This window comes from Roseibium album (genome assembly GCF_965233825.1).
Taxonomy (GTDB): domain Bacteria; phylum Pseudomonadota; class Alphaproteobacteria; order Rhizobiales; family Stappiaceae; genus Roseibium; species Roseibium album.
The window spans coordinates 3,841,989-3,866,387 of record NZ_OZ247583.1 but is presented as its reverse complement, the minus strand read 5'-3'; the positions used below and the strand labels follow the sequence as shown (position 1 = coordinate 3,866,387).

Annotated in this window: 20 protein-coding genes; 7 read left to right on the top strand and 13 right to left on the bottom strand. The window is 56.4% G+C overall.

Translation table 11 applies throughout. The features are described 5' to 3' along the window. Positions 1–8: 8 nt before the first annotated feature. The 3 genes from ACO6TI_RS17595 to ACO6TI_RS17585 all read right to left on the bottom strand — a co-directional run bounded on the left by ACO6TI_RS17595 (position 9) and on the right by ACO6TI_RS17585 (position 4,342). Positions 9–1,961, bottom strand: coding sequence for an ABCB family ABC transporter ATP-binding protein/permease (locus ACO6TI_RS17595; RefSeq protein ID WP_104705101.1), 1,953 nt, complete (start codon positions 1,959–1,961; stop codon positions 9–11). A gap of 37 nt (positions 1,962–1,998) precedes the next feature. Continuing rightward, positions 1,999–2,382 carry an ArsR/SmtB family transcription factor gene (locus ACO6TI_RS17590; protein ID WP_422382990.1) on the bottom strand — a complete coding sequence of 128 codons (384 nt, stop codon included), beginning with the start codon at positions 2,380–2,382 and terminating at the stop codon, positions 1,999–2,001. Between the two features lie 139 nt (positions 2,383–2,521). Then, entirely contained in the window at positions 2,522–4,342 is a 1,821-nt protein-coding gene (locus ACO6TI_RS17585) for a LysM peptidoglycan-binding domain-containing protein (RefSeq protein ID WP_422382989.1), read from the bottom strand. Positions 4,343–4,520: 178 nt separating this feature from the next. Between ACO6TI_RS17585 and ACO6TI_RS17580 the strand changes: the two genes are divergently transcribed. Both ACO6TI_RS17580 and ACO6TI_RS17575 read left to right on the top strand, forming a co-directional pair. Further along, a complete protein-coding gene (locus tag ACO6TI_RS17580) occupies positions 4,521–5,156 on the top strand; it encodes a TIGR00730 family Rossman fold protein (protein WP_235808857.1) in 636 nt (211 codons plus the stop codon). A gap of 159 nt (positions 5,157–5,315) precedes the next feature. Next, entirely contained in the window at positions 5,316–6,569 is a 1,254-nt protein-coding gene (locus tag ACO6TI_RS17575; protein ID WP_104705100.1) for a GGDEF domain-containing response regulator, read from the top strand. Between the two features lie 18 nt (positions 6,570–6,587). On the opposite strand, the gene rarD is transcribed toward ACO6TI_RS17575, so the two are convergent. Genes rarD through cysS form a run of 4 tightly spaced genes read right to left on the bottom strand, consistent with a single transcriptional unit; the run spans position 6,588 to position 11,074 of the window. After that, the gene (rarD, locus tag ACO6TI_RS17570) at positions 6,588–7,499 is read right to left on the bottom strand and encodes an EamA family transporter RarD (RefSeq protein ID WP_196892883.1); all 912 of its coding nucleotides are present in this window, start codon (positions 7,497–7,499) and stop codon (positions 6,588–6,590) included. A 23-nt stretch (positions 7,500–7,522) separates the two neighbouring features. Then, complete coding sequence (gene cimA / locus ACO6TI_RS17565) at positions 7,523–9,118, bottom strand: citramalate synthase (RefSeq protein ID WP_422382988.1); 1,596 nt, start codon at positions 9,116–9,118, stop codon at positions 7,523–7,525. Between the two features lie 55 nt (positions 9,119–9,173). Next, positions 9,174–9,662 (bottom strand): GFA family protein, encoded by a 489-nt coding sequence (locus ACO6TI_RS17560; protein ID WP_422382987.1) that lies wholly within the window; start codon positions 9,660–9,662, stop codon positions 9,174–9,176. Beyond that, a complete protein-coding gene (gene cysS, locus ACO6TI_RS17555) occupies positions 9,659–11,074 on the bottom strand; it encodes a cysteine--tRNA ligase (protein WP_196998597.1) in 1,416 nt (471 codons plus the stop codon). The genes ACO6TI_RS17560 and cysS overlap by 4 nt, the downstream gene beginning before the upstream one ends. A gap of 274 nt (positions 11,075–11,348) precedes the next feature. Here cysS and ACO6TI_RS17550 point away from each other — a divergent pair, with 274 nt between their 5' ends. From ACO6TI_RS17550 to ACO6TI_RS17540, 3 genes are all read left to right on the top strand, one after another. Next, positions 11,349–13,016, top strand: a complete 1,668-nt coding sequence (locus tag ACO6TI_RS17550) for a L,D-transpeptidase family protein (RefSeq protein ID WP_422382986.1) — start codon at positions 11,349–11,351, stop codon at positions 13,014–13,016. 140 nt (positions 13,017–13,156) lie between these two features. Beyond that, on the top strand, positions 13,157–13,345 hold the full coding sequence (locus ACO6TI_RS17545; RefSeq protein WP_029066496.1) for a hypothetical protein: 189 nt from the start codon (positions 13,157–13,159) through the stop codon (positions 13,343–13,345). Positions 13,346–13,419: 74 nt separating this feature from the next. Beyond that, complete coding sequence (locus ACO6TI_RS17540) at positions 13,420–13,761, top strand: ArsR/SmtB family transcription factor (RefSeq protein WP_422382985.1); 342 nt, start codon at positions 13,420–13,422, stop codon at positions 13,759–13,761. A 36-nt stretch (positions 13,762–13,797) separates the two neighbouring features. Here the strand turns inward: ACO6TI_RS17540 and ACO6TI_RS17535 are convergent, their stop codons facing one another. Beyond that, the gene (locus ACO6TI_RS17535) at positions 13,798–14,313 is read right to left on the bottom strand and encodes a CreA family protein (protein ID WP_055118692.1); all 516 of its coding nucleotides are present in this window, start codon (positions 14,311–14,313) and stop codon (positions 13,798–13,800) included. A 154-nt stretch (positions 14,314–14,467) separates the two neighbouring features. After that, on the bottom strand, positions 14,468–15,694 hold the full coding sequence (locus ACO6TI_RS17530) for an MBL fold metallo-hydrolase (protein ID WP_104705140.1): 1,227 nt from the start codon (positions 15,692–15,694) through the stop codon (positions 14,468–14,470). 632 nt (positions 15,695–16,326) lie between these two features. On the opposite strand from ACO6TI_RS17530, the gene ACO6TI_RS17525 reads away from it, so the two are divergent. Next, complete coding sequence (locus tag ACO6TI_RS17525; protein ID WP_055118695.1) at positions 16,327–16,827, top strand: MarR family winged helix-turn-helix transcriptional regulator; 501 nt, start codon at positions 16,327–16,329, stop codon at positions 16,825–16,827. A 426-nt stretch (positions 16,828–17,253) separates the two neighbouring features. Next, positions 17,254–18,306 (top strand): DUF2865 domain-containing protein, encoded by a 1,053-nt coding sequence (locus ACO6TI_RS17520; RefSeq protein ID WP_350185971.1) that lies wholly within the window; start codon positions 17,254–17,256, stop codon positions 18,304–18,306. Here the strand turns inward: ACO6TI_RS17520 and gltX are convergent. From gltX to ACO6TI_RS17500, 4 genes are all read right to left on the bottom strand, one after another. Next, positions 18,269–19,630, bottom strand: a complete 1,362-nt coding sequence (gltX, locus tag ACO6TI_RS17515; protein ID WP_422382984.1) for a glutamate--tRNA ligase — start codon at positions 19,628–19,630, stop codon at positions 18,269–18,271. The two genes, ACO6TI_RS17520 and gltX, sit on opposite strands and share 38 nt — an antisense overlap. A 55-nt stretch (positions 19,631–19,685) precedes the next feature. Then, positions 19,686–20,900: an MFS transporter gene (locus ACO6TI_RS17510; RefSeq protein ID WP_055118700.1), complete on the bottom strand. Its 1,215-nt coding sequence runs from the start codon at positions 20,898–20,900 to the stop codon at positions 19,686–19,688. A 60-nt stretch (positions 20,901–20,960) separates the two neighbouring features. After that, complete coding sequence (locus tag ACO6TI_RS17505; protein WP_422382983.1) at positions 20,961–22,628, bottom strand: NAD+ synthase; 1,668 nt, start codon at positions 22,626–22,628, stop codon at positions 20,961–20,963. A 262-nt stretch (positions 22,629–22,890) separates the two neighbouring features. Beyond that, positions 22,891–24,225, bottom strand: a complete 1,335-nt coding sequence (locus ACO6TI_RS17500; RefSeq protein ID WP_422382982.1) for a flavin monoamine oxidase family protein — start codon at positions 24,223–24,225, stop codon at positions 22,891–22,893. Positions 24,226–24,399 lie beyond the last annotated feature (174 nt).

Below are 24,399 nucleotides of genomic sequence, written 5' to 3'. Positions count from 1 at the left end.
CAACGCCGTTATTTGGCGGGAATATAGTCCGCAGTCTGACCTCTCGTCACGATCCCCAGATCATCGTTTTCGCGAGCGGCCCGTAACCGCTCTTCCGCTTCGTCGGCTTCACGCTGACGCGCCCACATGGATGCGTAGAGACCGTCCTTGTCCAGCAGCTCGGTATGCGTGCCGCGTTCGGCAATCCGGCCGGCCTCCAGAACAATGATCTGATCCGCATTGACAACCGTCGACAGGCGGTGCGCGATGACAAGAGTAGTCCGGTTTCGCGCCACCTGGTCCAGTGCGGACTGGATTTCGCGCTCCGTGTGCGTGTCGAGCGCAGACGTTGCCTCGTCCAGAATAAGGATCGGCGGCGATTTCAGGATCGTCCGTGCAATCGCGACACGCTGTTTTTCACCACCGGAAAGCTTCAACCCGCGTTCACCGACCTCAGACGCATAACCCTGTGGCAGATTTTCGATGAAGTCGTGGATCTGCGCCATTCGGGCAGCTTCACGAACCTCCTCATCAGTAGCTTCCGGCCGCCCGTAGCGGATGTTGTAGGCGATGGTATCGTTGAAGAGCACCGTGTCCTGCGGCACCATTCCAATGGCATCGCGAACGCTCGCCTGCGTGACGTCTCGCACATCCTGGCCGTCGATTTCCACTGCTCCGTCCGTCACGTCGTAGAACCTAAACAGCAACCGGGAAATGGTCGACTTGCCTGCCCCCGACGGACCGACAATGGCAATCGTCTTTCCGGCCGGCACCTCGAAATTGATGCCCTTCAGGATGTGACGGTCGGCGTCATAGTGAAATTTGACGTCCTTGAAGACAATCTTTCCAGCAACAGCCTTCAGCGGCTCTGCACTCTCCTTGTCCATTATTTCCGCAGGAACAAGCAACAGGTCGAACATGGCTTCTATGTCCGCCAGCCCCTGCCGGATCTCACGATAGAGAAAACCGATGAAATTCAACGGTATGGAGATCTGCATCAAAAGCGCGTTGATCAGGACAAAGTCACCGATATTCTGCTCACCGGTCATCACCGCCTTTGCCGAAAGGGCCATACAGGCGGCCATGCCGAAACCGAGTATTACCGTCTGACCCAGGTTGAGCCAGGCAAGTGATGTCCAGGTTTTTGTCGCGGCCGTTTCGTATTTCGCCATCGAGGCGTCGAAGCGCGAAGCTTCCATTTTTTCGTTGCCGAAATACTTGACCGTCTCGAAATTCAACAGGCTGTCGATTGCCTTGGAATTGGCCTCTGTATCGCTGTCGTTCATCTCCCGGCGAATTTCGATACGCCAGTTTGAACATTTGATGGTGAACCAGACATAGGCAACGATCATCACTGCCACGATCACGACATAGAAGAAACCGAACTGGTACCAGATGACAGCCGCCATGATGGCGAATTCGAATACGGTGGGAACGCCATTCAGGATCGTGAAGCGGACAATCGACTCGATACCCTTGACCCCGCGTTCGATAACCCGGCTGAGACCGCCTGTGCGGCGTGCCAGATGGAATCGCAGGGAAAGCCTGTGCAAGTGCCGGAAAGTCATGATCGCGAGCTGGCGCACGGCATGTTGCCCGACCCGCGCAAAAAGCGCATCGCGCAACTGGTTGAAGGCGACCGCCAGGACACGGGCTGCGTTGTAAGCCAGCACAAGCATGACCGGGGCGACCAGAAAGGAAGGAAGTCCGGCGGTTTCGCCCGTCAATGCGTCGGTTGCCCAGGCAAAGAAATAGGGCGAGAGAACCGTAATGAACTTTGCGATGATCAGGGCGAAAACAGCGAGCAGAACACGACGTTTGAGATCCGGACGATCGGAAGGCCAGATATACGGCCAGAGATTGGAAAGTGTCTCAAATGTGCTCCCCTCGTCCGCGCTGACGACCTTTTGAGAATGGGAACTTTGGCTGCCTGCAGCCGCATCGGCAGAGCCTTGCGGTGAGGTGGCTGATTGATCGGTCAAACGTTATCTCCAGGACCGCGAACGGCAGTCCATTTCTTCAGTCTTTTTTGAGTGGCACCGGCACGGCAGCGTCAGAGGGCAACGGTTTCAGAGAATTGAGATCCTGCCAGAATTCCTTCGAGCAATGCTCCGCCCGCTTCAGTTTCTCGCGGTTCAAGAGATAGTGGCAATTTCGGCCCCGGGCATCGCAGATCAACAGTCCGGCATCCTTGAGTACCTGCAGGTGCTGTGAGACGGTCGACTGAGCCAGGGGAAGATGATTTACGATCTCGCCGCAGCAAGCCTCTTCCTGCGTGGCCAGCTGCTTGATGATTGCAATGCGCGCCGGATGGCCGAGCGCACGAAAGATTGCGGCGAGCTCCTCACAATTCGACAGGCACTTCCTGTTGTCGTTTGTCGACGGACATTCCGTCTCGCTCATCGGCCTGCTCCCACGCTCACGCGTTCGTGTCTTATCGTAGATATGCGATGAATGGATCAAAAAACAAGGGGCTAAAGGAGATCGGCAGGAAACCCGTCAGGGCTCCCTGCCATTTCAACTTCATCGCCCAGACTGCGGCCTAGCCTCTGTTGGCGTTGCCACTGCTCCTGTCCGGCCAGTTCAGATCGCCTTCAGGGGTCAGGAACACCTGCCCGGGATAGATCAGGTCGGGATCTCTTATCTGGTCCTGGTTCGCCTGGTAGATCGTCGTGTAACGAACACCATCACCATAGAGCCGCCGCGAAATGCGCCACAGGTTGTCGCCCTTGCGGATTATGACGACCGGAAGAGACTTCTGGACGTCCGCGCCCTGGCTCCCCTGCCCGCTGCCCGCACCGGTGGCCACGACCTTGGTCAGAACAATCTGCTTGTCCTGTTCCTTTTCGAAGGTCACGGCTGCCCGCGCATCCACAGTGTTACCGTCTTTTGCAATCAGGTCGGCCCTGACTTCCACATTCCCTTCGGCAACATTCTTGGTGCCCTCGACCAGCCATTTGCCGCTGGAATTGACCTTTGCCTCTCCCTGAAAGTCTTCGCCAACATAGACACGAACCGAGGACCCCGGCTTGCCGGTTCCCGCAACGTAGACCTTGTCCGGTTCTGATTCGACCGCTTCAACCGTTACATCCGGCGATGATGCAGGTTGCTGCGAGCCGGTGACGGTGTCAGCAGATGCCGTGCTGGACGACGGTTGCTGAACAGTCCCGCTCCCTACTCCAGCGTCTGTTTCGGTCCGGGTCTGAGCGCTGCCAGCACTCGCAGTTACCGATGTACCTTCCGCTTCCGGCTTTGGTTGCGGGGTGCCGGCGGGATTCGAAGCCTGTGCCCCGCCCTGACCTTCTGCATTTTCCGGTGCTGTTGTCACCGCCTGCCCCGTGCCCGTTACGGATGCCTGCTCCCGGCCCGGTACATTCTCATCAGCCGCCGCGGCCTGGCCTTCGCTCAAGACAGCAACGTCGGTTCCTTCGGCGGTGTCGGAAGAATTCCGAGGCGTCGCAGGTTGCTCTTCGGCTGCCACCTCAACAGATGGTGCCTGTGCGCCTGATCCTGCCTTGACGCTTCCGGCGGTTTGGCCATCGGCACCACCTTCCGATTGAGCAGGCTGCTGCTCGGCAGGCTGCGAAGACCGGGAATCGCCGGTATTGTCCTCCACGGCAGTCTTGGGCAAGGCAGCGATAACGGTATCGTCACCGTCTGCAGTGCGCTTGCTTGTCGTGGCTGTCGCGGACTGGTTTGCAACAGCTTGTGTTTCTGAAGTTGCGTCAGCATCGGCAACCTGTATTTCCGTCTTCGGTTTTTGCAGAATATCAGACGGCCCTTCGGAATCGTTGAGCACGACCAGTGGCTTTTCCTGGCCGTCTTCAGGGACAGATACGGCAAGCCGCTGACCTGACTCCTCGATGGCATCGCCTTTTTCATCATGGACTTCCAGCCCGACGTCATAGTCGCCTGGCTTCAGCGGTTCCTCAAGAATGATTGTCCACTCACCCGCCTCATTGGCGATACTCTTGCCGACAACCTCGCCATTGGCAGTCAAAGCGACGATGGCACCCGCGTCGGAACGTCCCGCCACAACGGTTTCTCCCGTCGGCTCGACCCCGACAACATCAAAACTGGGGCCTTCAACCGGCGCCTGCTCAGTCGCCTGGGGTGTGTCTGTTTGCACGGAAGTTTCCTGCTCCTGCTGGCTGTCGCCAGTCTCAACGCCGATCGGTACGGACGTTGTCTGCTTTTCGACCTTGCCAGTCTTGTCTTCTCCCACCGTTGGTGCAGAAGCGGCTTCAACAGCTTCCTGAGCAGGCGGTAGAAGGGATCCCCGGTAAAAATATGCCGCTGCCAGCGCTGCCACGCCTACCGGCACTGCCACGATCAAAGTCCGGAACATTGTCTGCTTGTTCATTTTTTTCCCGTCAGAAGGCTTGCGAGCGACCCGGTCCATTACGCGGTCAGCTGCAGCATCTGCCCCTGTCACATATTCTTAGTCGCCCATCCATAGCCCCCTTTTGAGAGCACGGCAAGAAATCCGGCTTGAATCCCAAGGGACTTAAAACAGAATGCTTGACCTCATGGCAGTCTGAATGCCACATCTTTGCGTCATGAATACGGTTTCTCAAAATCAACTTACAAGCGTTTGTGTTTACTGCGGCTCCAGCTTTGGCTCGGACCCGGCCCACGAAGCGGCGGCCACACGGCTGGGCCAGATCATCGCGGAGGCGGGTCTGCGTCTTGTTTACGGCGGCGGATCGGTCGGCCTGATGGGCACTGTCGCCAACGCCGCGCTGGAGTCGGGCGGCAAGGTTACAGGCATCATTCCCCGCTTCCTGGAAAAACGGGAAGTCATGCTGGATTCTCTTGAAGATCTTGTCATCACGAACGACATGCACGAACGCAAGCATCTGATGTTTGAAAGGGCTGACGCCTTTATCGCGCTTCCCGGAGGAATAGGTACTCTGGAAGAAGCGGTCGAAATGATGACATGGGCCCAGCTGGGTCAGCACAAGAAACCTGTCCTGCTCGCCAATATCAACGGGTTCTGGTCACCTTTGCTGGAATTGCTCGACCACATGCGGGCGCAGGGATACATTCGGCCGGACACCGAAGTCCCCTATCTTGTGGCGAAGAAGATCGAAGATATTCTACCCATGCTGCAGCAATCGGTTTCCGAAAGGAAAACCGAGCAAGCAGGAAACTTCGCGAAGGTAACGGAACTCTGAGTTTCCAATCGAAGAAAAAGATCATCTACAAGGCACCACCCGGCTGCAGCAAGATTCTGTTTCGAAAAGCAGGTCTTGCAGCAATTGCTGCCTGGCACTCAGAGACCCCGCCACTGGGGTTGCGCGTTCGACCAAAAGCCACCGCCTACGGACCATTCCATGCAAACTACTCTCCTGGTTGAAGATGCATCGTTTTTTGAAAAGGCGATCGTCAAGAAATTGCATGATGTCGGCCGGCACCAGATCATGGTGGCGCGTAGCTACGCCGAGGCGGAAAACTGCCTGAATTTGCCCATTGGTGAACCTGATCTGGCGCTTGTGGACCTGACGCTTCCGGATGCGCCGGACGGTGAAATCGTGGATCTATGTGAAAAGCGAAACATCCCGACGATCGTTTTTACAAGCAGGTTTGACCCGAAGACGCGCAGCAAGATGCTGCAAAAGGGCGTAATCGACTACGTCTTGAAGGATTCTCCAGGCAGCTTGAACTACGTTGCGGACCTGATCCGGCGATTGGCAAAAAACCCGAAAATCGGCATCCTGGTACTGGATGATGCAGGTGTCGAGCGCGAAGCCATTTCGCGGATCGTCATGAAGCATTTGTACAAGGTCTACAAGGCAGCAAGCACCGACGAGGCACTCAAATGCCTGAGTGAAAACAGCGACATCAAGCTGGTGCTTGCCGACTACTTCCTGCCCGGAAAGGATGGCTTTGCCTTTTTGAAAGCCGTCCGCAGATCCCAAAGCGCCGAGCAGGTTGGCATCATCGGCATGTCGGCGGTCACCAACTCGGACAACCGGGTCCGCTTTCTGAAATACGGCGCCGCAGACTTCGTCGACAAACACTGTTCACCCGAAGAGCTGTTGCTCCGGATCTCTCAAAACCTCGACTACATCTACCGCATTGAAGAGCTGAACAACCTTGCAATGCGCGATTCCCTGACAGGGCTCTATAACCGGCGTTACTTGCTGGCAGAGGTTGCGGGCGAAATCAAATCCTGGTCTGGCGCGGATGACGACCGCAACTGGCTTGCACTGTTCGATCTCGATGGCTTCAAAGGTGTAAACGACAATCACGGACATGATTTTGGTGACGCCGTCCTAACGCGTTTTGCAGGAAACCTGACCAGTCTTTCAAAAGAGAACGATATTGTTGCGCGTCTGGGCGGTGACGAATTTTGTGTCGTGCTGCGCGACCAGTCGGAAAGCGAGATGCGAGAACGCTTGTCGGCATTTCTCAATGACGTTGAGAAATCTCCTATCGAGCACAGGGGCCTGTCGATCAACATCAGAACGAGTATCGGCGTTGCGCCTCTGCTGGATGGCGATCTCCATGAAGCTCTCAAGGCCGCGGATCTGAGGCTCTACTCGGCAAAGCGCACAGGGCCCGGTCAACTGGTGACAACGGGGTGAGCCCGCGCGATTGTTGTCTCACGACGCAGCGCGATTGCGATTCCAGCTGTCAAATGTGAAGATCACCAGCGCTCCCCAGATCATCGCAAATGTCAGAAGCCGGGTCGGGTCAAGCGGCTCGCCCCAGATATAGACCGCCATCAGAAAATGCATGGACGGTGCGATATACTGCATGAGCCCCAGCATGAAGAGCGGCAGCCTGCGGGCGGCAGCCGAAAAGCAGACCAGCGGCAGGGCCGTCACGATCCCGGTTCCAACAAGCGCGGCAAGAACGGGAAGATCGTCCAGTACAAGCGCGTCGGCTCCCCAACCGAGACTGAGCACCAGAAAACCTGCCGCAAATGGAAACAGAAGCAGGGTCTCAACGAGCATGCCCGGCGTGGCATTCACCGGTGTAACTTTGCGGACATATCCGTATCCGGCGAATGAAAAGGCAAGGATCAACGAGACCCACGGGACACCTCCCGCCAAAACCGCCTGTACCAGAACGGCCATTGCGGCAATGAAAACTGCTGCTTTCTGGCCGCGGGACAGGCGTTCGTGAAGTACAATCAGTCCGACCAGAATACTCACCAGCGGGTTGATGAAGTAACCAAGCGAAACATCAAGCACCCGCTCCTGCTCAATCGCCCAGACAAACACCAGCCAGTTCACACCAATGAATGCGGCCGAAGTCATCAGTCCCTTGAGAACCTTCGGCTGGCGAAAGGCATCGACAACTTCTTGCCAGCGGCCACGAAAGTAGAGGAAGAGGCCGACGAACAGCACAGACCACACGATACGGTGCGACACGACGATATCGGCCGGAACGGAATCCGTGAGTTTGTAATACGCCGGAAAGAAACCCCACATGCAGTAGGCGGAAAGGCCATAATACAGCCCCTGGCGCAGTTGTGCGCTGGTTTCGGCTTCCGAAACCGGATGGGACATCTGTTCTGCCTTTCTGGCGCGCCTCAGGCCAAGTCGGCTTTCAGCAGTGCAAATGTGATGGAATCGACCAATGCCTGGAACGAGGCATCGACAATATTTGGAGAAACACCGATCGTGAACCAGCGACGCTGTGTCTTTGTGTCGTGGCTTTCAATCAGCACGCGCGTGACAGCACCTGTACCTCCATTCAGGATTCGAACCTTATAGTCAATCAGTTCCAGACCCTCAATTGCCGTCTGGTACTTTCCGAGATCCTTTCGAAGTGCCATGTCGAGCGCATTCACCGGTCCGTTCCCCTCCGCGACCGACATGCGTGTCTCGCCATCGATATCAACCTTCACAACCGCTTCGGAAACTGTGATGAGATCGCCGATCGCGTTAAAGCGGCGCTCAACCATCACCTTGAAGGAATTGACGTCGAAGTAGCGCGGCACCTCTCCAAGTTCCCGCCGCGCCAGCAATTCAAACGACGCGTCGGCAGCCTCATAAGCATAACCTTCCGCCTCTCTTTCCTTCACGAGTGCCAGCAGGCGGTCGAGATTCGGATCGGACTTGTCGACTTCAATCCCGACCCGGGCAAGTTCGCCCATCAGATTGCTTTTGCCTGCCTGATCGGACACGAGAACCCTGCGCTGGTTACCGACAATCTCCGGTGCAACATGTTCATAGGTCTTGGGATCCTTCAGGATCGCCGAGGCGTGAATTCCTGCCTTGGTCGCAAAAGCCGTTTCTCCGACATAGGGAGCCTGCCGGTCCGGAGACCGGTTCAGGATCTCGTCGAATGCATGCGATATCGACGTGACATCCTTGAGCTGCTCCTCGCTTACGCCGATCTCAAAACGGCTTGAAAAGGCGTTTTTGAGCTTCAATGTCGGAATCAGCGTGATCAGGTTGGCATTGCCGCATCGCTCACCAAGTCCATTGAGCGTTCCCTGGATCTGTCGCACGCCGGCATCCACCGCGGCCAGCGAATTGGCGACCGCATGGCCGGTGTCGTCATGGGTGTGAATGCCAAGATGCGCACCCGGCACAACCTCCTGAACCCTGGTGACGATGTGATAGATCTCATCGGGCAGCGTTCCGCCGTTGGTGTCGCACAGGACAACCCAACGCGCTCCCGCCTGATACGCGGTCCGGGCACAATCCAGGGCGTAATCCGGATTGGCCTTGAAGCCGTCGAAAAAATGTTCGCAGTCGATCAGCGCTTCCTTGCCGGCCGCAATCGTGGCGGACACGGTGTCATGGATCGAATCGAGATTTTCCTCGTTGGTACAACCCAGTGCAATCTCGACATGATAGTCCCACGCCTTGGCAACAAAACAACAGGCATCGGACCGGCTGGCAAGAACCTGTTGCAGGCCAGGGTCATTGGACGCTGACCTCCCCACCCGCTTGGTCATGCCGAATGCGGTGAAAAGCGCCTGTTTGGTCCGTTTTTCGCCGAAAAATTCGGTGTCACCCGGATTGGCACCCGGGTATCCGCCTTCGATGTAATCAACGCCCAGCCGTTCCAGCAGTTCCGTAATGACAATCTTCTCGTTTACGGAAAAATCGATGCCGCTTGTCTGTGCACCGTCTCGAAGCGTGGTGTCGAAAAGATAGAGGCGTTCCTTGGTCATTTGGCGTTTCCTACCTGGTAACTGGCCGGGACTTTTGTTCTCATGTTGTGACGATTTACGCAGGTGGCCAATCGTCCGTATCGTGATCCGGGTGCTGATTGGAAATGATGGATTTCAGAAATACCGCCGCATCGCTGTCTTCTTCAGTGCGCCTTTCCGGTATTTCGGGCATCCGGTCGACATAGGGCAGTTTCCCCTCGACACCGTACTGGACCACCGGTACGATCTCGTGCGGATGATCGAAGGCACCAATGGCGATGCCGATATCACCCGGAGCCTCATAAGTGAGCGGTGTTCCACACCTGGCACAGAACCCGCGAGCAACGTGGTTCGAGCTCTGAAAACGTGTCGGTTCACCTCTGGTCCAGACGAGCTCTGCACCATCATGAAGACCAACGAGGGGAGCATACAATGACCCAAAGGCCTTCTGACACATCCGGCAATGACAGATCGAGGCGGTTCCCAGTTGCCCATCAACCCGAAACCGCACTGCCCCGCACTGGCAGCCGCCGACATGCCCGCTTGCAGGTTTGCCCACGGTCATCGCTTTAGCTCCCAGGTCGTGAGGCGTTCGCCAGTTTCTGAGTCTTTGGAATCCTTTAGAAGAATTCCTTGAGATGCCAGTTCAGCCCGGATGCTGTCCGCCTCTGTCCAGTCTTTCGTCTTCAATGCTTCGAGACGGCGGGTCACGGCGGCCTCGACTGCGGTCTCGTCGACACCCGACATATCCGCTTCGACCGGCGCAAGCCCCATCAGGTTGGCGGTCGCAGAATAGGTCGCAAGTCCCGACGGGTCCTTGCCGGCTTCAACCGCCAATGCGTGCAATGCCTGAATAGCCCCGGCCGTATTCATGTCGTCGGCGAGCATTTTGACAACATCGGCATCCGGGGCCGCGGTCGTCTCGACAAGCTTCGGCCATTTCGACAGAAGGTTCTCTGCTTCTTCCAGTTTGCGCACGGAGAAGTCGATCGGCTCGCGGTAATTTGTCATCAACATTGCCAGACGCAGCACCTCACCGGGCCACTTCCGACCACCGAAGTTTTCTGTTTCCAGCAGCTCCTGTATGGTGAAGAAGTTGCCCTCGGACTTGGACATCTTCTTGCCTTCAACCTGCAGGAAGCCGTTGTGAAGCCAGTAATTGGCCATGGTCCGTGTACCATGGGCACAGCGTGACTGGGCAATCTCGTTTTCATGATGCGGGAAGATCAGATCGAGCCCGCCGCCGTGAATATCGAAGACCTGCCCGAGGTGATGCTCACTCATGACGGAGCACTCGATATGCCAGCCTGGCCGCCCCCTTCCCCAGGGGCTTTCCCAACCCGGTTCCTCGTCCGATGACAATTTCCAGAGCACGAAATCGCCGGGGCTTTTCTTGTGCCTGTCGACAGCAACGCGGGCTCCGGCCTTCTGCTCATCGAGTTTGCGTTTCGACAGTCCCCCGTAATCCGGCATCGACGCGGTATCGAACAGCACTTCGCCGCCCGCCTGGTAGGCGTGCCCTTTTTCGATCAGTTGCCCGATCATCTTGACCATGCCGTCAATATGCTGGGTAGCACGTGGTTCGTGATCAGGCTGCAGAACGCCAAGCGCCCTGATATCCTTGTGGAACTGGTCCGCGGTCCTTTGAGTTACCTTTGCGATTGCATCATTCAAAGGCAGGTCAGGGTGATCCCGCAACGCCCTCGCGTTGATCTTGTCGTCGACGTCCGTGATGTTGCGCGCATAGGTCACATGGCCTGGACCGTAAACATGGCGCAGCAACCGATAGAGTACGTCGAAGACGATGACCGGCCGTGCGTTTCCGATATGCGCGAAGTCATAGACCGTCGGTCCGCAGACATAGAGGCGTACGTTCTCATCATCGATGGCCCGGAAGTCTTCCTTTTCCCGGGTCAACGTATTGGTGAACTTCAAGCCCTTGCTCGTGCCGGATCTCAGTGTCTCAGCGGCGCTCATGTCAAACGGTCTCCTGGCCGGCTGACCGGGCGATCCGTCTCAGGGAAAATCATGCCAAGAGGGAACGGCCACAGCCAGCGGTGTCGCTAGCTGCAAATAATGGTGATCGAAATGATGTTCCGTGTGGCCGTCATCATGGCCGCTTTATGGACCGGAACCGCAAACGCGGTCAAGGCTGCATTTGTTCCCCGCTTCCGACAAGGCCACGGTGTGGCGTTGGCGCCTCAGGTCACATCGACTACACTCAATCCGCCGGGAATCAGAGGGGGTTCATATGGTCTTGATGCGTTCCGTTCGTCGTCTTTCTGCCAGGTTCGGGTTGGCAGGTGCTTTCGCCTTTTTCGTTTTCACAACGCCTGCAGCGGTTTTGGCTCAAACGGCAGCGAGCCAGACAGACGCGCCACCAGGAGCAGACCTTGCAGCGACGGAGCCGCAAACTCCGATCGCGATCGCCATCCAGAATGCGATGCCGGCTGATCTCCCGACCGGCCTGCAGCAGTATTACGAACATCGTGTCTTTGCACCGGTCTGGTTCGACCAGACAGGTGTCAATGAGGACGCGCACCTGGCAATTGCCGCAATGGCCGGTGCAAATGAACATGCGCTCAATCCCAATAACTACGGCCCGCTTGAACTGGCCCAGCAGACCGAAACAGCAAAAACGCCCGAGGAATGGGCCCGGTTCGACCTTGAACTTTCGCGTCAGTTCCTGCGCTACGCAACGCATCTGTCGTCAGGGCGTGTGCAGCCGAACAAAATCAACAAGGCCCTGAACCTCTTCCCCGACCGACCGGAGCCGAAATCGTTTTTCGAAAACGCGGAGCAGGCTGTCGATTTCAGCGCGTTCCTCGACAGCCTTCCGCCCCAGTCCGACAACTACGCCAGGCTGAAACGCAGGCTCGCGCAGTACAGGGAAAAGGCGGAGGCTGGCGGTTTCACGTCCGTACCGGACGGCGACGTCCTGAAACCCGGAATGACGGACGCCAGGATCCCGTTCCTGCGCGAGCGACTGATCGAAGAAGATATTCAGATCGCCGCCAACCATTCGGGAGACATCTATGATGGAGACCTGGTTGAGGCGGTAAAGACCTTCCAGGACCACCACGGACTGGCTACCGATGGTGTCATCGGCAAAAACACGCTTGCCCGCCTGAATGTTCCAATTCAGGACAAGCTCATCCAGATGGAACTCAACATGGAACGCCGACGCTGGATGCGGGACGATCTCGGTGATTTCTATGTTTTCGTCAATCTTGCCGACCAGAACCTCAAGGTCGTTCGCGACGGCAAGACGGTCCATACAACGCGTGTTGTTGTCGGAAAGCCCTATCATGCAACGCCGGTTTTTTCAGACCAACTGGAATATGTGGAAATCAACCCGTTCTGGAACGTGCCCTATTCAATCGCGACCAAGGAATACCTCCCAAAACTGAAACAGAACCCGTCAGCGCTCAGCAGCAAGAAAATCCGGGTTTTCCAGGACGGCAGTGAAATCGCCCCCACACGGGTCGCCTGGAACAGCTATTCGGGAGGTAATTTTCCCTTCCGACTGCGCCAGGACCCGGGTGACGGCAATGCACTCGGCCGGATCAAGTTCATGTTCCCGAACGAATTCAACATCTACATTCACGACACTCCGTCCAAATCGCTGTTCTCACGCGCGGAACGTGCCTATAGCCACGGCTGCATCCGCGCATCGAACCCGTTCGCGCTGGCAGACATTCTTCTGGCTGACAACAATTCAACGGCTGGCCACTGGGAACAGATCCGCGACAGCGGTAAACGCACCGTCATAAAGCCCCGTGTACCGGTCGAAGTTCACCTGACCTATCTGACCGCCTGGATGAACAAGGACGGATCAACGCATTTCCGGAAAGATATCTACGACAGGGACGATGTGCTCCTGAAAGCCCTTCGCAGAGCGATGACAGACAATTTGTAAGAACATAAAGCTTTGTAATTTATAAGCTTTCAGAACCGTTAAGTAATCTGAACGGACGCTGAATACGACACTCAGGATGGGTTCAATCCGGTCCACATACTCTCCGGACAGTCGCTAAAGATTGTCATCAGGAGACACCCATGTTGAACCGCCTTTTTGTCGTCCTTTTTCTAGCCCTTATTCTCGGTGGTCCGTTTGCCGCGATCATTGCGATCACAGACGGTACCAAGGCTTTCGGCAGCGAAATGCAGCAGAAAAGCATGTGTCTCGTGACCGGCACGGGGTGCGGCAATGGAAACATCATTGTCACAGTGGCGGGCCGGTTATAAAAGAACTTGCAAATTTCAAGATGAGACCTGCTCACAATCTTGAAGTTTTCCCCGGTGTTTGGCAGAGTTGGATTATGGACTATAAATCTCTTGAAGATAAAGCAGAATCCGCGGCTGACTTTTTAAAGATGATGGCGTCAGCACCGCGTCTGCTCTTGATGTGCCTTGTCCTGGAAGAAGAACGCTGCGTAAGTGAACTTGCCGAGGTAACCGGCATGCGCATGCCGACCGTTTCTCAGCAGCTTGCCTTGCTGCGCGCCCAGGGGCTCGTGTCGACCCGTCGCGAAGGAACGACCATCTATTATCGCTTGGCCAGCGAGCCCGTGAAAGACGTTATGGCCATGCTTTACAAGCATTTCTGTGCCGATGCGGAGAGCCCGGTCGCAAAGCACCTGGAAAAGCTCGACGCAGGCTAGTTAACGCACGCCGAGATCTTTTCAAATCAGTTCAGATCAGTCCGTCACGTAGTCACCGCATTTTGGCGGCTCCTTGTCGCCCCAGGGCATGAGCGGAACGGTCGACGTTGAATTCTTCGGGCTGCCCTCAATCAACTTGTCCGAATAAACCAGATAAACCAGCACATTCCGCTTGGCATCACATCCACGCACGATGCGCATTTTTTTGAACACGAGCGAGCGACGCTGGCGGAACATTTCCTCGCCCTGCTCGAACTCTTCCTTGATTGTCACCGGACCGACCTGACGACAGGCCAGAGAAACGTCAGAAACCTCCTCCGCGACACCGAGCCATCCGGAAACACCGCCCTTTTCCGGGACGGTAAAGTGACAGGAAACACCCTCCACAAGCGGATCGTCGATCGCGTAGGTTGCCAGCTTGTGATCGGGCGTGAGGAGTTTCCAAACGGTAGATTTCTTGAAAATCAGGTCGGGCTCGTCAGCCGACAACGCTGTGCCAGCTCCTAGAACGCAAGCGGCCAGCGCAAGTGCTGCGGCATTGAGAAAACGCATCAAAGAACCTCCAAGTGCTGAATTTCCTGACATGTGGGGATCGCGCCCGGTTGATCAAGCAACCTGAGGACTTCTGCACAAACAAAGCGCGCGCCGTTCGGCGCGCGCAATTCGCAAAGCTGCTCCCGGACATGATCCGTCGCTGTTGTTCGGGCTACCGGACACCTTCCAGCAGTACTTTAGGCTCTTCAAATTCACCTTGATCTGTCAGCGTGTTCTCGAAATCCTGGTCTTCGTCTGCAGTTTCGACAATATCGTCCGCGGACAAATCGAGAATTTCTTCGTCGCCGGGTTCCTCTGCCCCCGGGCCGTCCAACAATGAGGCCGCAAAATCATTGTCGGAAACGAGTTCGCTGACATCCGTTTCGCTCTCAACGACTTCCTCGACTGGCTGCGGACTGATCTCGGCAACGCTCCGTGATGTCTCGACAAAACCTCCAAGGGCGTCCTGAAGATCGGCGCAGCGTTCGCGTGACCAGATTTGCGGCTGATCGAGGCCCAGGGCTTCGTCATAGGCGCGCGCGACATTGAACGGCAGGGACAATTCAAAATCAGCTCTGGATCCGAATTGCGGTTCCAGCGTGTCCTTGACGGCGGCAAACGTGTCCTTGATGCCCAGGCTTTGCTCAACGCATGCAGATGCCGCGTCCCGCAGTGTGGTTACGAAGTCGCGCGTGTTTTCGATTGCCTGAGCGACAGCCGCCACGTCTTTTGCCGACCGACCGCGACCTGGCATGAGCGACGTTGGCCGGAAGGCCATGATCCTGTCGAGCGCTCTCGGCCAATCGGCAAGATGCGCGTCGCCGCAATATGGTGCAGCGTTGGATTGAACGAGATCGCCTGCATAAAGCACACCTGTTTTCGGTACCCAAACGACAAGATCTCCCATCGTATGGCCACGCCCCAGATGCATCACCCGTACATCGAGCCTTCCGAGATCGATCGACATGGACGACGCGACGGTCATGCTCGGCAGGCTGACTGTCATGCCAGCAGGCAACGTGGAAAACAGGGCGGGTTGCCGATCCAGCGATACCAGGATCTCCTCTGCGCCCCGGGTGTCCATCATGCGCCGGGTCAAGTCGGATGCCACTATTTCGCCGGCTTCAAATGCACTTGCGCCAAGCGTGCTGTCGGCGTGAAAGTGGGTCAGCAAAACCTGCTTTACGGGTTTGTCCGTTATGTCTCTGATTTTCTGAAGAACGATTGCAGCAAGGTCGGGTGTCGCCTGGGCATCGACGATCAGGACACCCCGCTCACCGATGATCACACCGGTATTGGAACATCCGTCAGCGCTGAAAGCATAACAACCGCGACCAAGTTCCTCGAGCCTTGCATTTGCTCCGGGGACGACCTCGGCGTTGTTGGAATCGCTTGTCATTGCGGCCTCGCTTTCATGCCAGCTATCTGTTTGACTTCCAGGACCATTCGACTTGCCATACACCAACTTCCTGTTGACCTTAGCGTCTCAGTTTCCGTCTCTGATTCGCAATTTTTCACGCACCAAATCCTTGAATATTGCCTCGTTATCAACAGATAGGTCCGCAATTTACATCACTTCACGACTTCAAAGGCTCAAGCTCTCTGTCAAAATTGCTTTCTCTTCCCGCACGTTTACGAAGTAGCTGTCACTGTCTTTCGCGAACATTTCGAATGGCTATACTTGCCAGAGCTTTTTTTGAGAACACGGATTCACTTGATGAAACCAATTCGGCTGATTTCCGAGGCGCGAAGCGCTTCACGATGCAGGGTATCTGGCAAGCACCACAACGACAGAGAAGGGCTGAATTGTCCCACAAAAGGCCCGGTAGCCACGCCTGCGGACGTCGTTGTGCCCTGCTTGCGGTCAACAGCATCGCTGCACTCCTCGCACCCAACCGGCAATCCGGAAAACCGGGTCGAGCAGCTCCGTATTCACTAAAAAGGCTCTAGTGATACAAAATGGCCGGAAAACGGCATTCGTTGCCGCCAATACGTTTTGGCGGAAGGACGTCCTGAAGGCAGCAAAACCTCATGTCAGAAAACGACACACCAACTACTGTATCGGAATCCAGCGAAACCAAGGACAGACCAGTCCTGAAGCTGAACTGCTTCCTGCCGTATCAGCTCAGTCATCTCGCAGAGACGGTAAGCCGGTCATTTTCAAAGATCTACGCTGAAAAATATGGCATCGGCATCCCCGAATGGCGAGTGATAGCAACGCTTGGCGAATATGAAGTCGTCACGGCGCGCGATGTCAGCTCCTCGACCTCGATGCACAAGACAAAAGTTAGCCGCGCGGTTGCAGCGCTGGAAAAGCGCGGATTTGTGGCACGGGACAAAAACCCTGACGACATGCGTGAACAAACCCTTAGGCTGACGGAGACGGGTATCGCCGTCTACGAGGATATCATTCCAAAGGCCCTGGCTTATTCGGAAGGGCTGCAAGCTGCTCTTACCCCTGGGCAGCAAGAGTTGCTGAACGAGATTTTCAACCGGCTGCATCAAGCCGCTCGCGAGCGCGATATCGAATAGGCAATTCTCCGCGATGCCCCGGCGCATTAACCGAACGTGAGAGCTTTCGTTGCTATTGTGGGATGCAAGAGGGATACTTGACCGACCGTTGTTGACGGTTCGGCGCGGGGACAGCGTTGCAGGGGATGAGCGATGAGGCTTCGAAAAAAAGCCAAGTCAGTCATATTTTCTCAAGCCTTTTGCTTGGTTGCAGCAATTGTGCTGCCGATTGACGCTGCCTATTCGGCAAGCTGCTCCGCATTGAAATCCGAATTGCGAAAACTGGAATCAGCTTCCGGATCCCAAACGCCGGCAGCTCGAAAGTGGTCCTCCGCCAAAAGGCAACAGCAAAAAGCTATTACGGCTGCAACACGCGATGCGCGGCATTTCGGTTGCTCAAATACAAATTCGGCAAAGTGCAGAGATCTCAACGGCAAGATCAAACGCATGAATTCAAATCTGGCCGCGATCGAACGACAATTGGCGAGATCGGGTGGCACATCCTCAAAGAATACGAGAAAAGTGCGGCAGGTTCGAGCTGCGCTTGAGAAACAAAACTGCAATGCCCCGGCCAGATCACGTCAGGCAAGGGTGGAAAAGCCGGTAAACGGCGAAAAGCAGAAGTCGTTTTTCGCCCGTCTGTTCAATTCCGAGCCCAGGGTCGAAGAGGTGGCAGCCAAGACCGGTGACCGGGAAATCGCGTCCGTCAGATCCACGCGCAACACCGGTGCGAGCCCGTTGCGGCTGCCAGCCGGAGGGGCGTTCCGGACACTTTGCGTGCGCACCTGCGACGGATATTATTTTCCCGTCAGCTTTTCGACCGGGAGAAGCCAGTTCGCAAATGACGAGGCACGCTGTTCGGAAATATGCCCGGCGGCTCCAACCGAACTTTATGTTTATCGCAACCCAGGCGGCGACCAGTCCGAGATGATGTCTCTGGCCGGAGTTCCTTATGCCGATCAACCGTTCGCGTTTCGCTACAAGGCCGAATTCGTCGAAGGCTGCAGCTGCCGCCTCTCAAAGAAATCGAAAAACCGGTCTGCATGGTCTGAAGTGGGCACGTCATCGGAAAACCGGGTCTTCTTTTCCGATATCAGCAGCGGGCTTCCGCAACGCGACCGGCAGCCGGCATCGGGCACCACCTTTGAAGAGGCAACACCGGCTGCCTCACCGCTCTCAAGACTGCCGCTCAACAAGACCCAGTTGCCGCCCTATGAAGACCCCGGCACCCTTTTCAACATTGAAAAAGGGTTCGATGTGACGGCTGTCCTGGCATTGGACCAGAACTCCTCCGGAGCCGTCACCGACAATTCGACGTCGGACAAGGTATTGCAGGATGGCTTCCCCCTGCTTTCGCTTCGCACGCAGACGGAAGAGGGATCGGTTGAGACCGTTGCAGCTTCGCCGGTCTTCAAGGTTGACGATCCGGGATTCCGGCCAGCTCCGGAACGTTCCTCCCCGGTCAGGGTAGTCGGTCCAGAATATTTCGTCGCCCAATAAGGGGCAGCATCGCCTTCATATCCGGTCCATGGTCCATTCCGGTGAGCATCCGCCGGAGCGGCATGAAGAGACCACGCCCCTTGCGTCCCGTTTCCGATTTCAGTGCCGACGTCCACGCACTCCACGTTTCGGGCGTTATCTCCCCATCCGGAAGGAAATTGCGAGCTTTGGCGACAAATTCACGGTCTTCGTCTTCGATCCGCGAAACGACCGGCCCCGTCACGATCTGCCAGAAATCCGCAGCATCGTTTACCGTTTCGCAGTTACCGCGGACCGTTTCCCAAAAATCCGCGCCTGCTTCGATGCCCAGGGCGGCCAGTCGATCGCTAACAGCTTCATAGGGCAACTCATGAACCAGGCGAGCGTTCAGGTTCTTGAGTTCCTCGGGATCAAACTTCGCAGACGATCTCGATATGCTCGCAAGATCGAATTTTCCGATCAGCGCATCCATGTCCTGCACAGGTTCGACGGCCTGACTTGTGCCTGTCAGAACGGCGAGCGAGGCAACGGACATCGGTTCCAGACCTGCTTCGCGAAGCGATCCGATTGACAAGGCGCCCTTGCGTTTGGAGAGCCCTTCTCCATCTCGAGTGGTCAGAAGATTGTGGTGGCCGAATATCGGGGCAGCAGCGCCCAGCGCTTCGAAGATGGCGATTTGCACGCCGGTGTTTGCCACGTGATCTTCACCACGGATGACATGGGTGATCCCCATGTCGATGTCGTCGACAATCGACGGCAGGGTATACAGATAGGTTCCATCCGCCCGTATCAGGACCGGATCGGACATTGAAGACAGATCAACGGACTGCTCTCCCCGGCAAAGATCGTTCCAGGTGACATCGGTGCGCTTCGTCTCAAACGGATCCGCGTCGTGATTGGGCAGAATGAAGCGCCAGTGCGGCCTACGGCCTTCGGCCTCGAATGCCGCCCTTTCCTCCGCTGTTTGCTTCAAACCCGCCCGGTCATAGACAGGAGGTCTGCCGAGCGAACGCTGTCGCGACCTGCGCCGATCCAGTTCTTCCGGTGTTTCGTAACAGGGATAGAGCAGACCCGCATCTTTCAGTTTTTGAGAGGCCACGTCGTAGCTCGCAACGCGACGGGACTGACGCTCGATCACATCCGGAATAATGCCGAGCCACCTAAGATCCTTCTCGATCGATTCTGCATATTCCTGTTTCGAGCGCTCCAGATCGGTATCATCGAAACGCAGAACGAAACGTCCGCCTTCTTTCCTGGAAAAGAGCCAGTTGAAGAGTGCAGGACGGCTGTTGCCGATATGAATGTGGCCGGTCGGCGACGGCGCAAAGCGAACAGTTACGGTCATGAGGCTTCAGTTAGCCGCTGGCGGGACGCGCGGCAACCCAAAACTGCCGCCAAATTCAACTATGTTGATCCGACCGGTAGGCGCGCGCGGCCAATGCCAGAACAGCGGCGAAAACGAGACAGTAAATCCCCATTGCCGTCACCTGCGCATCGAACGAGACGCCGATGTCAATCAGCCAGCCGACGAGTCCGGGCCCGGCTGCGGAGGCAAAGACCATGATTGAAAAAGCGACAGCGCGTATCGCTCCCATATGACGCGTGCCATAAACTTCCGGCCAGAAAGCGCCGACAAGTGTGCCATTAAAGCCGTTTCCTATCCCGACCAGTCCCAGAAACACGAATGCGGCAATCTGTGCGTCGACATTTGCCAGAACGAAACAGGCAACGCACAAAGGCATCAGCGTATAGGGAAGCAACTGTCTCGCCGAGAACCTGTCGATCAGTGGCCCGATAATGAGCGATGCAATGACGACGCCGCTTGCCATGAGAAGAAACGCGCTTGCAAAAACTTCCAGAGACCAGCCGCGCAGTTCAACGAGATACACCTGGTGGAACAGGACCGCGGTGCCGATAAAGGCAGGCGCATTGACACCGCAGGACACCAGCCAGAAGCGAGGATCCCGGAGCACCTCTGCGCGTGTCCACTGCCGGCCCTCGGCCTTTGCGGCGGCGACCTCTGCCGTCGAGGGTATCCGGTCCTTTGCCAGAAGTACGAAAAGTACGGGCATGGCGACAAGGATCAGCACCAGCGACGAAACGGTCCAGGCGCCGCGCCAGCCGATAGTTCCACTCAGAATGACGAAGCAGAGCGGAAACAGCGCTTCGGCGGTCGGAAACCCGAGCATTGAAATCGAGACCGCCCTGCCCCGTTGCGCAGAAAACCACCGTCCGGCTGCGGTCACCGAGGTATGTGTCATCATGCCCTGCCCGCACAGACGCAGACCGTAAAAGGCAAACGCAACCATCCAGACTGCAAATGCGTGTGCCAGGGCGAGGCAGAACAATGCAAACCCGGCCATCACTGCCATTGCGATCTTCTGCACCGGATAATGATCAAGGCTCTTTCCGACATATGGCAGGGTTAGCGCACTGCCGAGCGTCGCCACCATGTAAAGCAGACCGAGATCACCGTGGCTCAACCCGAATTCTGCCCGCAGATCGCCGGCCGACAACGAAATGAAAAACGTCTGTCCGAAACCGGAAAACGTCGTCAACAAGTAGCTGGCCGACAGCCAGCGCGCATTGTCGCGCAGGAAAGTAAAGTAGGTCATATGCACGAAGCCGATGGCCCGTAACGGACCTCAAGGGAAGGATGTCGGCTCCGGATTAGTTCAGCTGCGGTCCCGGAACCGATTTGTGATGGGATAGCGGCGATCCTTGCCGAAATTTCGTTCAGTAATCTTGACGCCCGGAGGTGCCTGTCGCCGTTTGTATTCGGCAATATAGAGCAAATGCTCGATCCTGTGAATCAAAGCCCTGTCATGACCGCGCTTTTCGATTTCACTGACGGACATTTCCTCTTCAACGAGACACTCGAGAATATCGTCAAGCACATCATATGGCGGCAGGGAATCCTGATCGGTCTGGTTTTCCCGGAGCTCCGCCGTGGGAACCTTGGTGATGATGTTGGACGGAATTACCTCCCCCCCAGGGCCGAGCATGCCTGCCGGCATGTTTTCGTTGCGCCAGGCGGCAAGATGATACACCTGTGTTTTGTAAAGATCCTTGATCGGATTGTAACCGCCGTTCATGTCGCCATACAGCGTTGCATAACCGACCGACATCTCCGACTTGTTGCCGGTCGTCATGACCATGTGCCCGAACTTGTTGGAAACGGCCATCAAGATGATGCCGCGGGCACGCGACTGAAGATTTTCTTCCGTCGTGTCCTCGTTCGTCCCTTCGAACAATCCGCTCAACGTCGACCTGAAGCCCTCGACCGGTTCTGATATCGGAACCGTATCGTAACGAATTCCGAGTGCCGCAGCGCACTCGGCTGCGTCCTTGATGCTGTCTTCCGACGTATAGCGGTAGGGCAACATGATCGCGTGCACCTTGTCAGGCCCGAGAGCGTCGACCGCCATGGCCGCACAGATCGCGGAATCGATGCCGCCGGACAGTCCGAGCACCACGCCAGGGAAACCGTTCTTCTTGACATAGTCGCCGAGCCCGAGAACACAGGCGCGCCAGTTGGCTTCATCAAGATCAGGAAGCTTGACGGTCTCCCCCTGCTCGCAGATCCAGGTTTCCCCGTCGCGCTTCCAGTCACTGATGCCGAGAGCGGTCTCGAACTGGGGCATCTGGAAGGCAAGCGAGCGATCTCCCTGGAGGGCGAAGGATCCGCCGTCAAATACGAGTTCGTCCTGCCCGCCGAGCTGGTTGCAGTAAACCAGCGGCAAGCCGGTTTGCACAACGCGCGACACCACCACCTGCAGCCGTTCTTCAGCACGATTTTCCCAGTAGGGAGACCCATTGGGCACCAGCAGCAGCTCTGCTCCGGTTTCCTCGAGGCACTCGCATACCTCGTCGTTCCAGATGTCCTCACAGATCGGCAGACCTATCCGGACACCTCGAAAATCAACGGGCCCTGGAAGCGGTCCTGATTCAAAGACCCGTTTTTCATCAAAGACACTGTAATTCGGGAGATCGTACTTGTATCGAACGGCTCTAACCTCGCCCGCGTCCAGCAGGACGACGGCATTGTAGACCTTCTCGTCACTCCCCCGCCACGGGGTACCGATGACCAGCGCTGGACCGCCATCAGCGGTCTCACGGGCAAGTTCCTCGGCAGCATCCATGCACCGGCGAACGAAAGCGCGCTTCAACACGAGATCTTCCGGCAGATATCCGGCGAGAACCAATTCTGATGAGAGGACCAGATCGGCCCCCTCTTCAGCAGCTTTCCGGCGCGCCTTGCGGACGAGGTCCGCGTTGCCTGCGACGTCGCCGACTGTCGGGTTGAGCTGTGCGACAGCCAGTCTGAAGTGATCGGAAATCATGGAAGCAGCACCAGGAAGAGTCATTGTCCCTGATGTAGCCGCAAGATCAAAAGGTTGCAATCACTCAAATCGTATTGTGCCCGTTTCGGACCGGTCAGGTCCGATCGAATACAAGGCGACAAGCCGGGAAACAAAGCCAGATTGCCCCTATCCACCCGAGGGTATTTCGGCCGGACACGGCGTAAAACACGAGAACAACGCTGTTGCGTGTAGCTGTCTCCGTCCCGAACGAGCACCCGTCAGCGAAATGGATGGTCCTGAATCAGGCTTTCAATATGTCGCTTGCGGCCCTGCGACCTGACATCAAGGCTCCGTGCGTCGTGCCGTGATAGTCAAAATTCGTGTGCTCACCCGCCATGAACAATCGACCTGAAATCGGGGTTTCCAACCTTGTGAAGTCTGCAACAGAGCCACCCGTTCGCGGGAAGGAATAGGCGCCGCGAAAATGAGGTTCCTTTGACCAGTGGGTGGTGAGCACCGATTGCGGTGAAGTAACTTCATCGCCCCAAACCGAGCGAAGGACCGCCAGCGCGTCCCTGGTCATGACCTCCTTGCTCATATTGTCGGCAATTGGAGCATACCTGCCGAATGACAAACCAAGCAGGATATTCTCGTCACTGAACGTTCGGTAGTTCAGCCAATAGTTCCAACGTCCCCTGGGCTCTGTCATAACCCCGAAATACTGGGTTTCGGTATCCCAGAACGGCGTTTCAAACTTCAGAGCAATTTTCGTGACACTACCAAAACCGATCCGGTCGATCGACTTCTGAACGTCTTCCGGCAGAGAGGGTTCGAAAACGATGTCGCCCGTTTTCAAAATGCCCAGCGGCACCGCACAAACAACGTAATCTGCCTGCAGCCCGTCAATCTCAACCCCGTTTCCATCGTGGTAAACGCGCGAGACCGGCGTGTTCAGGCGAATATCCAGGTCAGCCGCCAGCGGCGCGATAACCTGATCATAACCTTCGGTCACAATTACATCCGCACCATCAAACGTATCCGATGCAAAGCCGTTTCGCGCAGAAATGTCTTCAATCCCGGCGCCGATATCGAATTCGAAAAACGTCGAAAGGGCCCAAATCCCAAGTGGGTCAGTCAGGATATCAGGTTCGATCTCCCGGAGCAGATCATGGACACTGCGCGTTTCCGAGCGAGCTGGAGAATAAAGCACCGTTTCCAGATGATCGTACATGTCATCGAGGCGAACGTATTCTGCATCGGTCAGCGGTCGTCCAGACAGGTCGAACACCTCGAGGTTGTCGTCGTCCGTTACGAAAGTGCCGACATCAAGGGCATCAGCAAGTCGTTTTACCGGATTATGTTGGCTTGGCCCATGTATCCACCCGGCCCCGAATTCAAATGGAGCGCCCAGGGACATGTCGGTGCGGATGCGGCCGCCCACATAATCGCCGGCCTCCAGCACAATGACTTCGGCACCCCGCTCCTGCAGTTGTTTTGCCGCCGCAAGTCCCGCAAGGCCCGCGCCTATCACGACCGCTTTGGTACCGGTCAGTTTACGCGCAGTTGCGTTGCTCGCGAGGCTTGTCAGAAAAGCCGTGATACCCAGTTTAAGTGCGTTGCGACGTGTGATGATCATCTGGGACCCTGAGCGAATATGCTGCAACAGTGCGTTCCGTCCATAGCATGCAACAATTCACGGGTTCAAAGCCTGCCGGTGGTGGGAAATGATTTTCGTCATGCCAGCGGACTTGCTGACCGCCGCCCAATTTTTTGTTTCCGTTCGTCCCAAACCATCTTCGGGAGGACCGCT

Bases quoted from the DNA above. Each gene is read 5' to 3' on its own strand.
- ACO6TI_RS17590 (WP_422382990.1), bottom strand. From the start codon at position 2,382: ATGAGCGAGACGGAATGTCCGTCGACAAACGACAACAGGAAGTGCCTG.
- ACO6TI_RS17585 (WP_422382989.1), bottom strand. From the start codon at position 4,342: ATGAACAAGCAGACAATGTTCCGGACTTTGATCGTGGCAGTGCCGGTA.
- ACO6TI_RS17580 (WP_235808857.1), top strand. From the start codon at position 4,521: ATGCCACATCTTTGCGTCATGAATACGGTTTCTCAAAATCAACTTACA.
- ACO6TI_RS17575 (WP_104705100.1), top strand. From the start codon at position 5,316: ATGCAAACTACTCTCCTGGTTGAAGATGCATCGTTTTTTGAAAAGGCG.
- rarD (WP_196892883.1), bottom strand. From the start codon at position 7,499: ATGTCCCATCCGGTTTCGGAAGCCGAAACCAGCGCACAACTGCGCCAG.
- cimA (WP_422382988.1), bottom strand. From the start codon at position 9,118: ATGACCAAGGAACGCCTCTATCTTTTCGACACCACGCTTCGAGACGGT.
- ACO6TI_RS17560 (WP_422382987.1), bottom strand. From the start codon at position 9,662: ATGACCGTGGGCAAACCTGCAAGCGGGCATGTCGGCGGCTGCCAGTGC.
- cysS (WP_196998597.1), bottom strand. From the start codon at position 11,074: ATGAGCGCCGCTGAGACACTGAGATCCGGCACGAGCAAGGGCTTGAAG.
- ACO6TI_RS17550 (WP_422382986.1), top strand. From the start codon at position 11,349: ATGGTCTTGATGCGTTCCGTTCGTCGTCTTTCTGCCAGGTTCGGGTTG.
- ACO6TI_RS17545 (WP_029066496.1), top strand. From the start codon at position 13,157: ATGTTGAACCGCCTTTTTGTCGTCCTTTTTCTAGCCCTTATTCTCGGT.
- ACO6TI_RS17540 (WP_422382985.1), top strand. From the start codon at position 13,420: ATGGACTATAAATCTCTTGAAGATAAAGCAGAATCCGCGGCTGACTTT.
- ACO6TI_RS17535 (WP_055118692.1), bottom strand. From the start codon at position 14,313: ATGCGTTTTCTCAATGCCGCAGCACTTGCGCTGGCCGCTTGCGTTCTA.
- ACO6TI_RS17530 (WP_104705140.1), bottom strand. From the start codon at position 15,694: ATGACAAGCGATTCCAACAACGCCGAGGTCGTCCCCGGAGCAAATGCA.
- ACO6TI_RS17525 (WP_055118695.1), top strand. From the start codon at position 16,327: ATGTCAGAAAACGACACACCAACTACTGTATCGGAATCCAGCGAAACC.
- ACO6TI_RS17520 (WP_350185971.1), top strand. From the start codon at position 17,254: ATGAATTCAAATCTGGCCGCGATCGAACGACAATTGGCGAGATCGGGT.
- gltX (WP_422382984.1), bottom strand. From the start codon at position 19,630: ATGACCGTAACTGTTCGCTTTGCGCCGTCGCCGACCGGCCACATTCAT.
- ACO6TI_RS17510 (WP_055118700.1), bottom strand. From the start codon at position 20,900: ATGACCTACTTTACTTTCCTGCGCGACAATGCGCGCTGGCTGTCGGCC.
- ACO6TI_RS17505 (WP_422382983.1), bottom strand. From the start codon at position 22,628: ATGATTTCCGATCACTTCAGACTGGCTGTCGCACAGCTCAACCCGACA.
- ACO6TI_RS17500 (WP_422382982.1), bottom strand. From the start codon at position 24,225: ATGATCATCACACGTCGCAACGCACTTAAACTGGGTATCACGGCTTTT.